Source organism: Burkholderia aenigmatica (assembly GCF_048627025.1).
Taxonomy (GTDB): Bacteria; Pseudomonadota; Gammaproteobacteria; order Burkholderiales; family Burkholderiaceae; genus Burkholderia; species Burkholderia aenigmatica.
In genome coordinates this window covers 2,279,268-2,293,530 of the sequence record NZ_CP184469.1, presented here as the reverse complement: position 1 = coordinate 2,293,530, position 14,263 = coordinate 2,279,268, and the positions used below count along the sequence as shown (strand labels likewise).

Sequence of the window (14,263 nt, the reverse complement as noted above, 5' to 3'; positions counted from 1 at the left end):
GCGGCGGGCGTTCGCGTATGTTGCGCGCCGCACCGAACGGCGCCGCTTCCCCGATTCTGGCGGCCGACCTCCCGGCGACGTGTAAACTGCTGCCTTTTTTGACGGTTTGCAGCATGGTGCAAGCACCTCCGCGCCCGGCGCTGAGCGGACCGACGCTCGTCCGGCTGCTCGCGCGCCTGGCCGATGCCGACGTCGCGGAATCCCGGCAGACGCTGTCCGACCGGCTGAGCCAGTGGCTCGGCTGGACCGACGCGATCACGCTGTCGTCCGCGCTGAACGCGAGCCCGCCCGGCGTCGCGGCCGGCGTGCGCGGCTACGACGCGGAGCGCGACTTCGCGCGCGTGCGCCACGAGCTCGCGCAGGCGATCACGTCCACCAACCGGCCGCGCGCGCGGCGCCGGCCCGGCGATCCGCCGCCGCCAGCCGCCGACACGGCCGATTTCGCGGACTTCCGCCAGCGTTACCTGTCCCTGCAGCAGGACATGGAAACGGCGATCGGCCAGTTGCGCGGCCGCCTGCGGGTCGCGGTCGCCGCGCGCTCGTCCGGGATGGCGCGGCTCGCGACGCTCGACGCGATCATGGAGCGCGTGCTCGGTGCGCGCGAGCGCAGCCTGCTGTCGGCCATCCCCGCGCTGCTCGGCACGCGTTTCGGGCGGCTGCGCGACGCGGAGCGGCAGGCGCTGGCCGATGCCGAATCCGCTGCTGCTGCCGCCGAATCCGCTGCCGCAGCCACCCCGGCCGATGACGGCGCGGTGGTGGCCGACGGCACGGCCGTCGCGGCGATCGTGCCCGGCGCATGGCTCGATACGTTTCGCGACGAGATGCAAAGCATTCTGCTTGCCGAACTCGAAGTCCGGTTTCAAACGGTAGACGGGCTGCTCGCGGCCCTTCGCACCAGCTAATCAACACGCTATGTCCAGAATTCGCCTTGATCTCGTTGTCTTCGTCGCCGGTCTGCTCGCTGTGGGCTGGATCGGCGTCGGCTATGTCGCGTCGAACCCGCTGGCGTCGGCCGTCACGCTGCTAATCGCCGCGTGCTATGTCGCCGGCGCATGGGAGCTGCTGCGCTACCGGCAGGCCACCGCGACGCTGTCGCGCGCGGTCGCCGGCCTCACCGAGCCGCCCGCGAAGCTCGACACGTGGCTCGACACGCTGCCCCCGGGCCTGCGCAGCGCGGTGCGTGCGCGGGTCGAAGGCGCGCGCGTCGCGCTGCCGGGCCCGTCGCTCACGCCTTACCTCGTCGGCCTGCTCGTGCTGCTCGGCATGCTCGGCACGCTGCTCGGGATGGTCGTCACGCTGAAGGGCACGGGCGCCGCACTCGAAAGCGCGACCGATCTCGACGCGATCCGCGCGTCGCTGATCGCGCCGGTGAAGGGCCTCGGGTTCGCGTTCGGCACGTCGATCGCCGGCGTCGCGACGTCCGCGATGCTCGGGCTGCTGTCCGCGCTCGTGCGCCGCGAACGGATCGACGCGGCCCAGCAGCTCGACGCGAAGATCGCGACGACGTTGCGCGTGCATTCGTCCGCGCACCAGCGCGACGAATCGTTCCGGCTGCTGCAGCGCCAGGCCGACGTGATGCCGGCGCTGGTCGACCGGCTGCAGACGATGATGACGACGCTCGAGGCGCGCAGCGTCGCGCTGCACGATCGCCAGATCGAAAGCCAGCAGGCGTTTTTCGAGCGGACCGAGCGCGCGTATGCGGGCCTCGCGTCGAATGTCGGCGACGCGCTGAAGGAAAGCGCCGTCGAAAGCGCGCGCGTGGCGGGTGCCGCGCTGCAGCCGGTCGTCGCCGCGACGATGACGGGGCTCGCGCAGGAGATGGCCGCGTTGCGCGACACCGTGACGGGCGCCGTGCAGCGTCAGCTCGACGGGCTGACGGACGGCTTCGAGAAGACCACCGGCAACGTGACGGCCGTCTGGAACCGCGCGCTCGACGAACAGCGCCGCGCGGGCGAGGCCGTCGCGCAGCAGCTGCAGACGACGCTCGGTCAGTTCACCGACACCTTCACGCAGCGTTCGACGGATCTGCTCGACGGCGTGGCGACGCGCCTCGAATCGACTGAAAGCCGCCTGTCGGACGCCTGGCGCGATGCGCTGGCGCGCCAGGAGCAGGTCGGCGAGACGCTGGCCGGCCAGCATGCGCGCGCGCTGGGCGAGGCCGCCGCGACGTTCGAACGCCATTCGGGCGCGACGCTTGCCGCGATGCGCGAGTCGCACGCGGGGCTGCAGACCGACCTGGCGGCGCGCGACGAACAGCGCCTCACCGCATGGCACGACTCGCTCGCGGCGATGGCGGCGAAGCTCGGCGACGAATGGCAACGCGCAGGCGTGCACAGCGCGGGCCGTCAGCAGGACATCTGCGACGCACTCGCACATACGACGCGCGATCTCACGGCACAGGCGTCGACCTTCGAGCAGCGCTCGAACGATCTGCTGTCGACGATCCGCGAGTCGCACACGGGGCTGCAGACGCAACTGGCCGCGCGCGACGAAGCACGCCTGTCGGCATGGAACGACTCGCTGGCCGCGATGGCCACGAAGCTCGGCGACGAATGGCAGCGCGCGGGCGTGCATAGCGCGGGCCGCCAGCAGGAAATCTGCGACGCCCTCGCACACACGACGCGCGACCTCGCTACGCAGGCTTCGACGTTCGAGCAGCGCTCGAACGATCTGCTGTCGACGATTCGCGAGTCGCACACGGGCTTGCAGACGCAACTGGCTGCGCGCGACGAAGCACGCCTGTCGGCATGGAACGATTCGCTGGCCGCGATGGCCACGAAGCTCGGCGACGAATGGCAGCGCGCAGGCGTGCACAGCGCGGGCCGTCAGCAGGAAATCTGCGACGCACTCGCACACACGACGCGCGACCTCACGGCACAGGCGTCGACCTTCGAACAACGCTCGAACGACCTGCTGTCGACGATCCGCGATTCGCACACGGGCCTGCAGACGCAACTGGCCGCACGCGACGAAGAACGTCTGTCGGCATGGAACGATTCGCTGGCCGCGATGGCCACGAAGCTCGGCGACGAATGGCAACGCGCGGGCGTGCACAGCGCGGGCCGTCAGCAGGAAATCTGCGACGCACTCGCACAAACGACACGCGATCTGACTGCGCAGGCATCGACCTTCGAACAGCGCTCGAATGACCTGCTGTCGACGATCCGCGAGTCGCACGCAGGCCTGCAGACGCAACTGGCCGCGCGCGACGAACAGCGCCTGTCCGCGTGGAACGACTCGCTCGCCGCGATGGCCGCCGCGCTGCGCGACGAATGGGCGAACACGAGCGCGCAGGCCGCGACGCGCCAGCAGGACATCTGCGACACGCTGGCCCGCACCGCGAACGACATCACCGCACAGGCACAGGTGCATGCGAGCGACACGATCAACGAGATCGCGCGCCTCGTGCAGGCTGCGTCGGAGGCGCCGAAGGCCGCGGCCGACGTCGTCGCCGAGTTGCGCCAGCGCCTGTCCGACAGCCTCACGCACGACACCGCGATGCTCGAGGAACGCAGCCGCCTGCTCGCGACGCTCGAAACGCTGCTCGGCGCGGTCAACCACGCGTCGACCGAACAGCGCACCGCGATCGATGCGCTCGTCAGCACGTCGGCCGACCTGCTCGACCGCGTCGGTGCGCGCTTCAACGACACCGTCGATGCCGAAACGCGCAAGCTCGACTCGGTCGCCGCGCAAGTCACGGCGGGCGCCGTCGAGGTCGCGAGCCTCGGCGACGCGTTCGGGATGGCCGTACAGGTATTCGGCGAGTCGAACGACAAGCTGCTGACCCATCTGCAACGCATCGAGGCCGCGCTCGAGAAATCGCTCGCGCGCAGTGACGAGCAGCTCGAGTACTACGTCGCGCAGGCGCGCGAGGTGATCGACCTGAGCATGATGTCGCAGAAGCAGATCGTCGAAGACCTGCAGCAGCTCGCCGGCCGGCGGGCGAGCGTCGGAGCGTAACGCATGCACGACGAAATCGACGACGGCGCGCCCGCCGCGCCGGTGTGGCCCGCGTTCGCCGACCTGATGTCGGTGCTGCTCGGCGCGTTCGTGCTGATCCTCGTTGGCGTGATCGGCATGCAGCTGCAGCTCACGTCGAAGCTCGAGGAGGCCGTGCGCGCGCGCCAGCAGGAAGCGCAGCAGCGCAAGTCGCTCGAGCAGGCGCTCGCCGGGCCGCTCGCGGCCGGCCGCGTGACGCTCGTCAACGGTCGCATCGGCATCAGCGGCAACGTGCTGTTCGCATTGAACTCCGACCAGTTGCAGCCCGCGGGCCGTGACCTGCTGACGACGCTGGCCGCCCCGCTGGGCGCGTACCTGAAGACGCGCGACGAGATCCTGATGATCAGCGGCTTCGCCGACGACCAGCAGGTGCATGCCGGCAACCGCCAGTTCGCGGACAACTGGGAGCTGTCGGCCAAGCGTGCGTTGACGGTCACGCGTGCGCTGATCGACGCTGGCGTGCCGGCGTCGTCGGTGTTCGCGGCCGCGTTCGGCTCCGAACAGCCGGTCAGCTCGAATGCGGACGATGAGGGCCGCGCGAAGAACCGTCGCGTGGAGATTGCGCCGGTGCCGCGCAAGTCGGCTTCGAACGGAGGGAAGGCGCAGTGACCGGCGATGCGACGCACGTCCGCGCGACGCTCGACGCATGGCGCGAGCAGGGCGCCGACCGGCTCGATCCGGTGCGCTTTCACCGGATCGACGCGCTCGAACGGCGCGCGGCCGCGCTCGACGGCGACGCGCGTGCGTTGCTCGACGCACGGCTGGCGACACTGCTCGACGCTTTCGCGGAGGTTGTAGCGCACGCGGGTGAAGCGGCAGCCGTGAGCGACGCAACAGGTGCGCCCGCACGCGGTGCGCTGGCGGAACTCGTCGAGCGGCTTGCGCGCGATGCGCAGGCCGACCGGCGCGGGCTCGATCCCGAGCTGGTCGACTACTTCCGCACGATGTGGTCGAAGGTCCGCACGGAACAGCAGTATCGCCAGTCGCTCGACCAGGTGCCGCGCAACGCGGGGCCGCTCAATTCGAACAGCCTCGTGCACCGGTCGCTCGCGACGATGCGCGAGTTGTCGCCGGCCTATCTGCAGCAGTTCCTGTCGTATGTCGATGCGCTCGCATGGCTCGAGGATCTCGCCGGCGGCGGCGCGCAGCCCGAGAAGGAAGCGCCGCGCGCGAAGGCGGCCAAACCGGCGAAGAAGGTGACGCGCGCCAAGGCGCGGTAACGCGACGCGCGCTCACGAACGAACGCAAGTTGCTACCGGCCCGGCTCCGCCTCGTGGATCGCCGTACGCAGCGCATGCAACGCGTCAGCCAGCGCCGACGCGAACGGCGGATGCGCGGCGATGCCCGTCGCGTCGAGCTGGCTCCCGAGGATCGGCAGCGTGATCGACGCGGGTTCGACGATGCGTGCCGACATTACCGACAGCGTTTCCCGCAGCGCTGCGTCCGCATGCGTCGCGCGCGGCGACGCATTCAGCACGGCGACCGGTTTGTACACGACGGCTTCGCATCCCACGATCCAGTCCAGCGCGTTTTTCATCACACCCGTTACGCCGTGCGCGTATTCCGGGCTGGCAATCAGCAGGCCGTCGGCGGCATTCACGCGGTCGATCAGGTCGCGCACCGCGGCGGGCGACGGATATTCTGCATCGGGATTGAACAGCGGGAATTCGCCGAGACGATCGAAGCGCACGATGCGCATGCCGCGCGGCGCGACTATCGCGGCTGCATCGAGCAGCGCGGCGTTGTACGACTGGGCGCGGAGGCTGCCGCACAGTGCGACGATGTCGAGGTGGCGGGTGACGTCGGTTCGGGGATCGGTGGTCATCGATGGGCGTGTCGGTTGGCGCGTGGCGCAGCGGTGAGCGTCGCACGGATTATCGCACTGGCGTTCAGGTAGCGTTGTGCGCGAGCGCAGGCGCTACAATCGCCAGGATCGATCCTGCACGCGTGAGAGGGCGGATGCCTGGAAACGAAATAAGACAACTGAGGGCTGGCATGAACCCGTGTTCCGGAATGACTGCCGCAGCGCTGTCCGCTGCAATCAGGGGCGAGCGCGCGGCGAGGTGTCGCGCTGTCGTCCTGCCGTCGAACGGCAAGCGACGGTGAAGCCGATGCCGTTCCGCAAATACATCGACCATACCGACCTGCCGCCGACGGTGGCGGCAGCGATTCCGGCGGAAAGCTACCTGACCGCATACGATCGTCCCGACACCGCGACACTGGTCATCTGGGTCGTCGATCCGTCACTCAACCGCCAGCGCGAACGCGAGTATTCGCATGCAACCGGCGCATTCCTGACCGTCGCCGAGCGGCACGCGCTGTGTCCGCCGAACCGGACGTTCGCGATGCCGGACGGGCGCGTGACCGTCCACGTCGGTTATCGCTTCGATCCCGATACGGATGTCTGCAGCGAGACCTATGCGGCATTCGACAACGCAACGTCAGCCTTGCTCGTACAGAGCGAGCAGATGTGTTTCTCGCCCGCGATGAGCGATCCGGAAGACGTCGTGCGCGATGCGCTGCGCAAGACCGAGTTCCCGCGCACCTATGCCGGCTGGATCGTGCCGGAGCGCATCGGCTACTGGGTCGGCGTGCTGTACCGGCAGCGCCGTCAGGCTGGCGAATCCGGCACGCACGAGGATGCGGCGTTCACGGCCGCGCTGGCCGCGCAGATGAAGCGTGTCGATCCGAACATCGACTGGCTGCTTCCGTCGGTGCTCGCCGAGCTCGCCCGGATGGAGATGACGGACGAGCACGCATTGCGTGCGGCGTTCAGCGAACGAACAGGCATCGCGATCTAGCCGCAGCCGTGCCCGGCGCGCGAACGCTCACATGCAGACGGCGCCAGCCATCCCCGCGACGCGCGCGAATTCCCCGATTTCCCACCCGTTGCCGAGCATCAGCCGCCGCGTATGCAGCGCGCCATGCACGTCGTCGGCAACGGTTTCGCCGAGATAACGGAGCGCACGCCCGTCGATATCGACGAAGCCGTGCCGGTAATCCTGCGCGAGCGCCGTCCATAAATGCGCGGCGCCGACCGACTGGCGAGCGCCGCTGATCAGGCACAGGCCCGCGTCGAGCCCCCAGCGATACAGCGTCGTCGCAAGCCCCTTGCGTTGCGCGGACCCGCGCAGCCGCGTATGCGGCGCGCGCAGGTAGCGGTCGGCGCGGCGCGGGATTTCGGGCAAGCGGTTGAACACCGTATAGCCGGCGAGCTGGCGCGCGGCCGGATCTTCGACATACAGGAAGTATTCGCCGTCCGCCTCGCGGTGGCGGACGATCAGGCCGGAGCGGCCGAGCGCGACGGCCGGCAGGCCGTGCAGGCGGTGGCCTGGCTGGTGCAGGCGTGCGTAGAGCGTGTCGAGTTCATCGTCGATGTCGTGTTGGGAATGCTGTACGTCGATGCGCATGGCAAAGGTCGCCCGTCCCGGGCGGTCCGAGAAAGTGGTTCATCGCAAATGGGGAAAAGAATGGCTGCGGCCCCCGGGCTCGGCGAAGCGAGCCGGGGCCGCGAATCAGCTGGGGATGTGCTGGAAACCGGCGGCGATCGCGGCGAGGCCCGCGATGCAGAGTGCGAACAGGATCAGGACTTTGTGGATCACGTCTCTCTCCTCATGAATGCGCGGCGCCGAAGGGCGGCATCGCGGAGACGGTGAGCGGCGGGCGAGGCCCGCGCGGCCGTCGTGCGTGACGACGGTCGTAGGTCCGGGCGACAAGCGCGCGGACGGTCAGCACCATACGCGACAGGCACGGAGCGGGCAATCGGACTGGCGGAGAAAAGCGACGAAACGCGGGGGAATCGGGTGTTTCGCGACGATTGGTCGCAACGGCGGATGCCGATGCGTCCACGCGAACAGCGCGTGCATTGTGACCTCGTGCGCGTGTTGCGGTGGCACGTTCACGACGTGACTGACGGGTTGCCGATCATGAGGCTGCCGCGTATCGAGTTATCTCAAATATAAGGCCTGTTTTTAGCAATCGCTTCCGATTGTTAAAGAACGGTGGGAAATAACGAAGTTTTTTTGGGCGGTACTTGGCGCTGATACGTCGAAAAATGAGGAATACCGATCAGGAAAATCGATGGTGGTGCATTTCCGAGTGCCGCGACTTTATCAATTCCTGACACTGTGCCGACAGATGTTTCGATATATTTCGACGCGAGATACTCATTAGATTCACGACGACCTGAGTGAAGAAAACGCGGGGAAATCCAGACAGGTCGATTCCGGCGTTGCCACCTCTTCATCACCGGCTGTGGCGTTCCAAACGTATTCGACCGGTGCGTAAAAGCGCGCCCGCCGCACCTTGAACAAGAATTCAACTCGCCTGGTATTCAGCCGCGCATGCCGCCGGGCAGTCGACAGAAAACCGATCACGAGGGAGATGTTTTGTTAGTTGTATTGATCAATAGAGAGAGTGGAAGATGAAAAACAATATTATTCTGGCGATCCTGGCGGGTTCTACCGTCCTGTTGTCGGCATGCGGTGGGGGCGGTGACGGCGGCGGGAGCAACGCGACGAGTAGCGACAGCGCGACGGGAACCCCTTCGCCGACCGCACCGGACCCGCAGCCTGTGACGTTCAAGTGTCCGGACGGCTACAAGTCGATCCAGCTCACCAAGAGTGCCGTTGCGAATGCGACGATGACGCTGGTCACCGACGACGGCATCGCGACGTTGACCTTCAAGACCCCGCCGGATGGCGTGGTTCGCGACGGATTGATTTGCCTGGGCAAACCGGATCCGGTGCCTGCAGGCGTGAATGCGGACTTTGTCTACGAGATCAAGTCCTACGGTGGGTTCGACAACATGTACAACCGTACGCTGACCCTGAACTTCACGTCGAACATCATTCCCAATCCGAGCCCGGCGGTTATCGAAATGGCCGACATCTCGGGCGGGACCGTCACCTACAAGCCGACCATCATGGAGTCGATCATTTCGACCCCGCCGAACTTCAGTCTGGCGGTGGCTGCAAACTTCACCGGCCTGTACGTTGTGCGTCTGAAGCATTAACGCCCGGCGACGCGAGCCGGGGCCGCGAATCCGCCGGGGACGGGGCGATTCGCGGCGAGGCCCGCCATGCAGCGGGCGAGCAAAGTCGGGACTTTGTGGATCACGTCCCGTTCCACCGGCATGCGCGGCGCCGTATCGCACGCGGCTCGTCAGCACGATACGCGAGCCGGCCGGATCGCAACCACCCGGCCATGCGTGCACGGCTGGCACCCTTCTGTCGAACCGACTACACTGCACGGTCATCGCACACCACCAGGATTCCTCCATGGGAGCCGGCCCGTCCACGGATCGCTAAGCCGCAACGACCTTCGTCAACCGGTCGTTGCGGCGATCTCCCGTTGTCCCTCGCTGACCAGGCAGATCGCCGCCAGATTCCCTTTTCTGAGCGGATGCCTTGTCATGCCTGAACAATCCACGCCCGTCTGGGCCTATTCGTTGCCGTCGGCGCTCCTGCTGATGGCGCCTTTCGATCTCCTCGCTTCGCTGGCGATGGACGTGTACCTGCCGGTGATCCCCGAGATGCCGTCCGCGCTCGGCACGTCGCCGGCGATCGTCCAGTTGACGCTGAGCGTCTACCTGGTCGTCCTCGGCCTGGGCCAGCTGATTTTCGGCCCGTTGTCGGACCGCGTCGGCAGACGGTCGGTGGTGCTGGGCGGCGCGCTGTGTTTTGCGGCGGCTTCCCTGGCGCTTGCGGTTGCCACCGGGGGCGGCCTGTTCGTCGCACTGCGCGTGCTGCAGGCGCTGGGTGCGTCGGCGGCCCTCGTCGCCACGTTCGCGACGGTTCGCGATGTCTATGCCGACCGCCCCGAAGGCCGCATCATCTACAGCCAGTTCGGCGCGATGCTGGCGTTCGTGCCCGCGCTGGGGCCGCTGCTCGGCGCGGCCATCGCGATGGCCTGCGGATGGCGCGCGATCTTCATGACGCTCGGCGTGCTGGGTGTGCTCGCGTGCGGTCGCGCGTGGCCACGCTGGCACGAAACGCGGCCGCGGACGGCGAACCCGCAGGGGCCGTCCGTCGTATCGATTCTGGGCAGCCGGCCCTTTCAGGTTCACACGCTCGCGTTTGCTGCCGCGATGGGGGCGTTCTTCGTGTTCTTCTCCACCGCGCCGCGCGTGCTGGTCGGCGGCGCCGGCTATTCCCGCGTGGCGTTCAGCGCGGCCTTTGCGACCGTCGCGATCGTGATGGTCATCGTGTCGCGCTTCGCCGGGACGTTCGTGTCGCGGTGGGGCGAGGCAGGGTGCATTGCGCGCGGGGCGCTCACGATGATGACGGGGGCGATCGTGCTGGCGGTCTGCACGGTCCTGACGAAGCCGTCGTTCGCGACGTTCGTGATGCCGATGTGGCTGGTGGCGGTCGGCATCGTGCTGATGTCGTCGGTGACGGCGAACGGCGCGCTGCGCGACTTCGGCGATGCCGCCGGCAAGGCGGTCGCGCTCTACTACGCGGTGCAGAGCGTGATCACCACCGGCGTGGGCACGTTCGCGACGCTGGTCTTCGACGGCGCGACCGCGTGGCCGCTGGCGGCCTCCTGCTTCGGCATGGGCCTCGCGAGCTTCGTCGCAATCAAGGGGCTGACGCGCTCGACCGGGCGTGAGCGTGACGGAAGCGCTCGCGGCGTCTCGTTCGACTGAGCACGCGCGCGGCGATGCGCGGCGGTTTCGGGTGGCGCGGCGCCCCGGTGAAGTCAAGGCGGCGTCAGGCCCCGCCTTGCGCCGCCGCGTCAGGCCGGCGCGCGCTGCCCGAATGCCTGCCTGATCCGCGCGAACAACCCGTGTTGCGCGATCCATTCGGCATACGCGCGATAGTCGGGGTCGCGCATCAGGTGACGCTCTTCGGTCTTCGCCCGCGTGTAGTAGATCAGGTTGACCGCGACGAGCCCGGCGCAGTGCATGAGCCCGACCTGCCAGCCGAGCGGCTCGACGAACGGCACCGACACCATCCAGTACGACAGGTTCTTCGTGATGTACGCCGGATGTTTCGTGAAGCGGTACGGGCCCGACGTGATGATCCCGCGGTTGGTGAGGTTCGAGAAACGCAGGCCGAACGAGATCGTGCACAGCGCGTAGGTCAGCAGCAGCAGGATGATCACCGTGCCCCAGATCACGCGCAGCGTCGGGGCCGACAGCAGCCAGTTGTCCCAGAACATCGAGCCTTCGTAGCGGATGTAGTTGTTCGAGAACAGCGACCAGAACGGCTGGTAGCACATCAGCGCGGCCACCCAGCCGAGCGTCGTCGGCTCGACGGTGCGCACGTGGCTGTCGAGGATGCGGAACGTGCACAGGTAGCCGACGGTGCCGAACATCAGGTCCATCGTGAACGACAGGTCGTACATGAACACGAAGGTCGCGAGCGTCATCGGCGCGTGCATCGCGTTCGCGAGCGACGCAGTGAGGTGATCGGCGTCCTTCGACAGGTAGACGGTCATCAGCGGCAGGAAGAACGCCTTCACGCCCCAGCCGGCCAGCATCTCGCGCACCGGCTTCCAGCTCGCGGGCTGCGCGCGGCGGAACAGGAAGCGCCCCCACAGCAGGTACGCGTCGTCGGTTTCGCGCTGGTGGCGGTCCATCCACGCGAAGTAGAACGGCGCGGCGACGATCACGTACGGCGCGAGCGAGCGCAGCAGCGACCAGAACGGCAGGTAGAACGCGCCGTGGTATTCGGGCAGCAGCCAGTAGATCGCGCCGATGCCCGCGTAGATCGACGCCAGTGCACCGAGCCGCGTCGCGACGCGCGCGATGCCGAGCGGCCGGACGGCCTGCCGCGACAGGCCCGCGCTCGGGCGCAGGTAGACGCGCGAGATGAAGATTTCGTGCAGCGCGATCGTGCCGATGATCGCGAGGCTGGCGATGACCGCGCGCGTGGCTGCATCGAGCGTGGGATGGTCGCGCGTGATCCACAGCGCGCAGAGCCCGGCGGCGATGCCGAGCAGGCCGGCGCGGAGGGGCGTGGCGGAACGGGGTGGGCGGTCCTGGGCCGCGGCGATGCCGTCGAGCGTGGAATTCATGATCGGATCCTCGTACGGATGAGGGCCGGCGCCCCCGCTTGGCGGGTGACGCCGGCCATCGGCCGGGCTTGGTATGGATGCGCGCCCGGCCATTGGCCTGTGGTTCTGATAGGTAAAGCGTTACTTCTTGGTGCCGCCGCCCAGCAGACCGCCGACGAGGTTCGTCACCGGCGACAGCAGGTTGGCGGCGCCGCCCGCGGCACCACCGTTCGAGCCGCCGGTCAGGCCGCCCACCACGGTGCCGCCGCCAGCCGGTGTCGTGACCGTGCCGGCCGCGCCGGTCGGGCTGGCCGTGCCGGTGGCGCCCGCGGCGCCCGCCGGCGTCGTCAGTGCACCCGCCACCGTGCCGACCGGGCCGCTCGACAGCAGGCCGCCGAGCGTGCCCGTCACGTTGCCGCCCGGCGTCGTGACCGTGCCGGTGAGGCTGGCGCCGAGCGGCGTCAGCGAGTTGACGAGGTTGGTGACCGGCGCCAGCAGGCCGCCGACCCCCGAGCCACCGGTACCGCTGGTGCCACTCGTTCCGCCGGTGCCGCTCGAACCGAGGCCGCCGAGCGCACCCGTTACCGTGCCGAGCAGGTTCGTGACCGGGGCGAGCGGGCTGCCGCTCGTCCCGCTGGTGCCGCCGGTGCCGCTCGAGCTGCTGCCGCCGAGCGCGCCCGTCAGCGTGCCGAGCAGGCCCGTGACCGGCGCGAGCGGGTTGCTGCCGCTCGTGCCGCTGGTGCCGCCCGACCCGCTGCTGGAACTGCCCGCGGGGCTGTTCAGGAGGCCGCCGACGGACGTCACCGTGTTGCCGAGCTGGGTCACGGATCCGCCGAGACTCGTACCGGTCGGGTTGCCGGTTGCGCCGCTGACCTGCGAGCCGACGAGGCCCAGGCCGCTGCCGAGCGTGCCCAGCAGGTTGCTGAGCGGCGCGCCGAGCTGGGTCACGCTGCCGAGCGTCTGCGTGGCGCCCGGCGTCGTGACGCCGCCCGTCAGCGCGTTCGTGATCGGGTTGATCAGCGTGCCGACCTGCGTGCCGAGCTGCTGGACCGGTGCGCTGTTCAGCGCGGTGTTGAGGCCCGATGCGGTGGAGTTGACCGCGCCGCCGACCGTGTTGACGAGCCCGCCGACCAGCGTCGTCACCGGCGAGAGCGGCGCCAGCGGCCCCGAGCCGAGGCTCGTCACCGCGTTGCCGAGGTTGTTGACCGCGCCGCCGGCGCCGGTCAGCAGGCCGGTGGTCGACGTGAGCGTCGGTCCGAGCGGGTTCGCCGACACGCCGATCGAGCCGAGGCCGGCCGCGACGCCGTTGCCGAGCGACTGCACACCGTTGCCGAGGCTCGTGACGGCATTGCCGACGCTGGTAGCCGTCGTCGGGTTCGTGCCGGGGATCTGCACGCCGCCGATCTGCGCGCCGCCGTTCGCGACCGTCGTGCCGAGTCCCGTCACGAGCGTGCCGGTTTGCTGGAGGACATTGCCGAGCGGGGTGACGCCGGTGCCGGAGGTGCCCGAGGTGCCGGAGGTGCCGGACGTGCCGGAAGTGCCCGAGGTGCCGGAGGTGCCCGAGGTGCCGGAAGTACCCGAGGTTCCGGAAGTGCCCGACGTACCGGAGGTGCCCGACGTACCGGAGGTGCCCGACGTACCGGAAGTACCCGAGGTACCGGAAGTACCCGAGGTACCGGAAGTGCCCGAGGTACCGGAGGTGCCCGACGTACCGGAAGTGCCCGACGTGCCGGAGGTGCCGGAGGTGCCGGAGGTGCCGGACGTACCGGAGGTGCCCGAGGTACCCGAGGTACCGGAGGTGCCGGACGTGCCGGAAGTGCCCGACGTACCGGAAGTGCCTGACGTGCCGGAAGTGCCCGACGTACCGGAAGTGCCTGACGTGCCGGAGGTGCCCGACGTGCCGGAAGTACCCGAGGTACCAGAAGTGCCCGAGGTACCGGAGGTGCCCGACGTACCGGAGGTGCCCGAGGTACCGGAAGTGCCCGACGTACCGGAAGTGCCCGACGTACCGGAGGTGCCCGAGGTACCGGAGGTGCCCGAGGTGCCGGAAGTGCCCGACGTACCGGAGGTGCCAGACGTACCGGAAGTACCCGAAGTGCCCGAGCTACCCGAAGTACCGGAGCTACCCGACGTACCCGAAGTCCCCGAGCTGCCGCCCGTCCCTGACGTGCTCGGCTTGATCGTCGGCGGGGTCGTCGGTCCATCGACCGAGCCGCAACCATAGAGTGCGAGCAGCGACGAGACGGCCATCGTTACCGTCGTCTTC

12 protein-coding genes are annotated in these 14,263 nt (G+C 68.7%); 8 read left to right on the top strand and 4 right to left on the bottom strand.

Features of this window, described 5'->3' with window-relative positions; all coding sequences use genetic code 11:
• The first annotated feature begins 113 nt into the window (after window positions 1–113).
• Genes ACN8ZM_RS27225 through ACN8ZM_RS27210 form a run of 4 tightly spaced genes read left to right on the top strand, consistent with a single transcriptional unit; the run spans window position 114 to window position 5,219 of the window.
• Window positions 114–902 carry a DUF3348 domain-containing protein gene (locus tag ACN8ZM_RS27225; RefSeq protein ID WP_420212679.1) on the top strand — a complete coding sequence of 263 codons (789 nt, stop codon included), beginning with the start codon at window positions 114–116 and terminating at the stop codon, window positions 900–902.
• Window positions 903–912: 10 nt separating this feature from the next.
• On the top strand, window positions 913–3,960 hold the full coding sequence (locus tag ACN8ZM_RS27220; protein WP_420211269.1) for a DUF802 domain-containing protein: 3,048 nt from the start codon (window positions 913–915) through the stop codon (window positions 3,958–3,960).
• A 3-nt stretch (window positions 3,961–3,963) separates the two neighbouring features.
• Window positions 3,964–4,608 (top strand): OmpA family protein, encoded by a 645-nt coding sequence (locus ACN8ZM_RS27215; RefSeq protein WP_043178214.1) that lies wholly within the window; start codon window positions 3,964–3,966, stop codon window positions 4,606–4,608.
• Window positions 4,605–5,219: a DUF2894 domain-containing protein gene (locus ACN8ZM_RS27210; RefSeq protein WP_301767023.1), complete on the top strand. Its 615-nt coding sequence runs from the start codon at window positions 4,605–4,607 to the stop codon at window positions 5,217–5,219. Before ACN8ZM_RS27215 ends, ACN8ZM_RS27210 begins: the two co-directional genes overlap by 4 nt.
• Window positions 5,220–5,251: 32 nt before the next feature.
• Here the strand turns inward: ACN8ZM_RS27210 and ACN8ZM_RS27205 are convergent, their stop codons facing one another.
• Entirely contained in the window at window positions 5,252–5,824 is a 573-nt protein-coding gene (locus ACN8ZM_RS27205) for an NADPH-dependent FMN reductase (protein WP_420211268.1), read from the bottom strand.
• A gap of 286 nt (window positions 5,825–6,110) precedes the next feature.
• Here ACN8ZM_RS27205 and ACN8ZM_RS27200 point away from each other — a divergent pair, with 286 nt between their 5' ends.
• The gene (locus tag ACN8ZM_RS27200; protein ID WP_420211267.1) at window positions 6,111–6,800 is read left to right on the top strand and encodes a hypothetical protein; all 690 of its coding nucleotides are present in this window, start codon (window positions 6,111–6,113) and stop codon (window positions 6,798–6,800) included.
• Between the two features lie 27 nt (window positions 6,801–6,827).
• On the opposite strand, the gene ACN8ZM_RS27195 is transcribed toward ACN8ZM_RS27200, so the two are convergent.
• Window positions 6,828–7,409 carry a histone acetyltransferase gene (locus ACN8ZM_RS27195; protein WP_420211266.1) on the bottom strand — a complete coding sequence of 194 codons (582 nt, stop codon included), beginning with the start codon at window positions 7,407–7,409 and terminating at the stop codon, window positions 6,828–6,830.
• 1,013 nt (window positions 7,410–8,422) lie between these two features.
• On the opposite strand from ACN8ZM_RS27195, the gene ACN8ZM_RS27190 reads away from it, so the two are divergent.
• Entirely contained in the window at window positions 8,423–9,013 is a 591-nt protein-coding gene (locus ACN8ZM_RS27190; RefSeq protein WP_043178201.1) for a hypothetical protein, read from the top strand.
• Window positions 9,014–9,412: 399 nt separating this feature from the next.
• Window positions 9,413–10,645, top strand: coding sequence for a CmlA/FloR family chloramphenicol efflux MFS transporter (gene cml / locus ACN8ZM_RS27185; RefSeq protein WP_420212678.1), 1,233 nt, complete (start codon window positions 9,413–9,415; stop codon window positions 10,643–10,645).
• 89 nt (window positions 10,646–10,734) lie between these two features.
• On the opposite strand, the gene ACN8ZM_RS27180 is transcribed toward cml, so the two are convergent.
• Entirely contained in the window at window positions 10,735–12,018 is a 1,284-nt protein-coding gene (locus ACN8ZM_RS27180) for an isoprenylcysteine carboxylmethyltransferase family protein (RefSeq protein WP_043178193.1), read from the bottom strand.
• A 120-nt stretch (window positions 12,019–12,138) separates the two neighbouring features.
• Window positions 12,139–13,443 carry a collagen-like triple helix repeat-containing protein gene (locus tag ACN8ZM_RS27175; protein WP_043178189.1) on the bottom strand — a complete coding sequence of 435 codons (1,305 nt, stop codon included), beginning with the start codon at window positions 13,441–13,443 and terminating at the stop codon, window positions 12,139–12,141.
• Between ACN8ZM_RS27175 and ACN8ZM_RS27170 the strand changes: the two genes are divergently transcribed.
• Window positions 13,337–14,221: a highly repetitive protein gene (locus ACN8ZM_RS27170; protein WP_420211265.1), complete on the top strand. Its 885-nt coding sequence runs from the start codon at window positions 13,337–13,339 to the stop codon at window positions 14,219–14,221. The two genes, ACN8ZM_RS27175 and ACN8ZM_RS27170, sit on opposite strands and share 107 nt — an antisense overlap.
• Window positions 14,222–14,263 lie beyond the last annotated feature (42 nt).

Coding starts and splice junctions, on each gene's coding strand:
- ACN8ZM_RS27215 (WP_043178214.1), top strand. CDS start 3,964: ATGCACGACGAAATCGACGACGGCGCGCCCGCCGCGCCGGTGTGGCCC.
- ACN8ZM_RS27190 (WP_043178201.1), top strand. CDS start 8,423: ATGAAAAACAATATTATTCTGGCGATCCTGGCGGGTTCTACCGTCCTG.
- ACN8ZM_RS27205 (WP_420211268.1), bottom strand. CDS start 5,824: ATGACCACCGATCCCCGAACCGACGTCACCCGCCACCTCGACATCGTC.
- ACN8ZM_RS27220 (WP_420211269.1), top strand. CDS start 913: ATGTCCAGAATTCGCCTTGATCTCGTTGTCTTCGTCGCCGGTCTGCTC.
- ACN8ZM_RS27195 (WP_420211266.1), bottom strand. CDS start 7,409: ATGCGCATCGACGTACAGCATTCCCAACACGACATCGACGATGAACTC.
- ACN8ZM_RS27200 (WP_420211267.1), top strand. CDS start 6,111: ATGCCGTTCCGCAAATACATCGACCATACCGACCTGCCGCCGACGGTG.
- ACN8ZM_RS27225 (WP_420212679.1), top strand. CDS start 114: ATGGTGCAAGCACCTCCGCGCCCGGCGCTGAGCGGACCGACGCTCGTC.
- ACN8ZM_RS27180 (WP_043178193.1), bottom strand. CDS start 12,018: ATGAATTCCACGCTCGACGGCATCGCCGCGGCCCAGGACCGCCCACCC.
- cml (WP_420212678.1), top strand. CDS start 9,413: ATGCCTGAACAATCCACGCCCGTCTGGGCCTATTCGTTGCCGTCGGCG.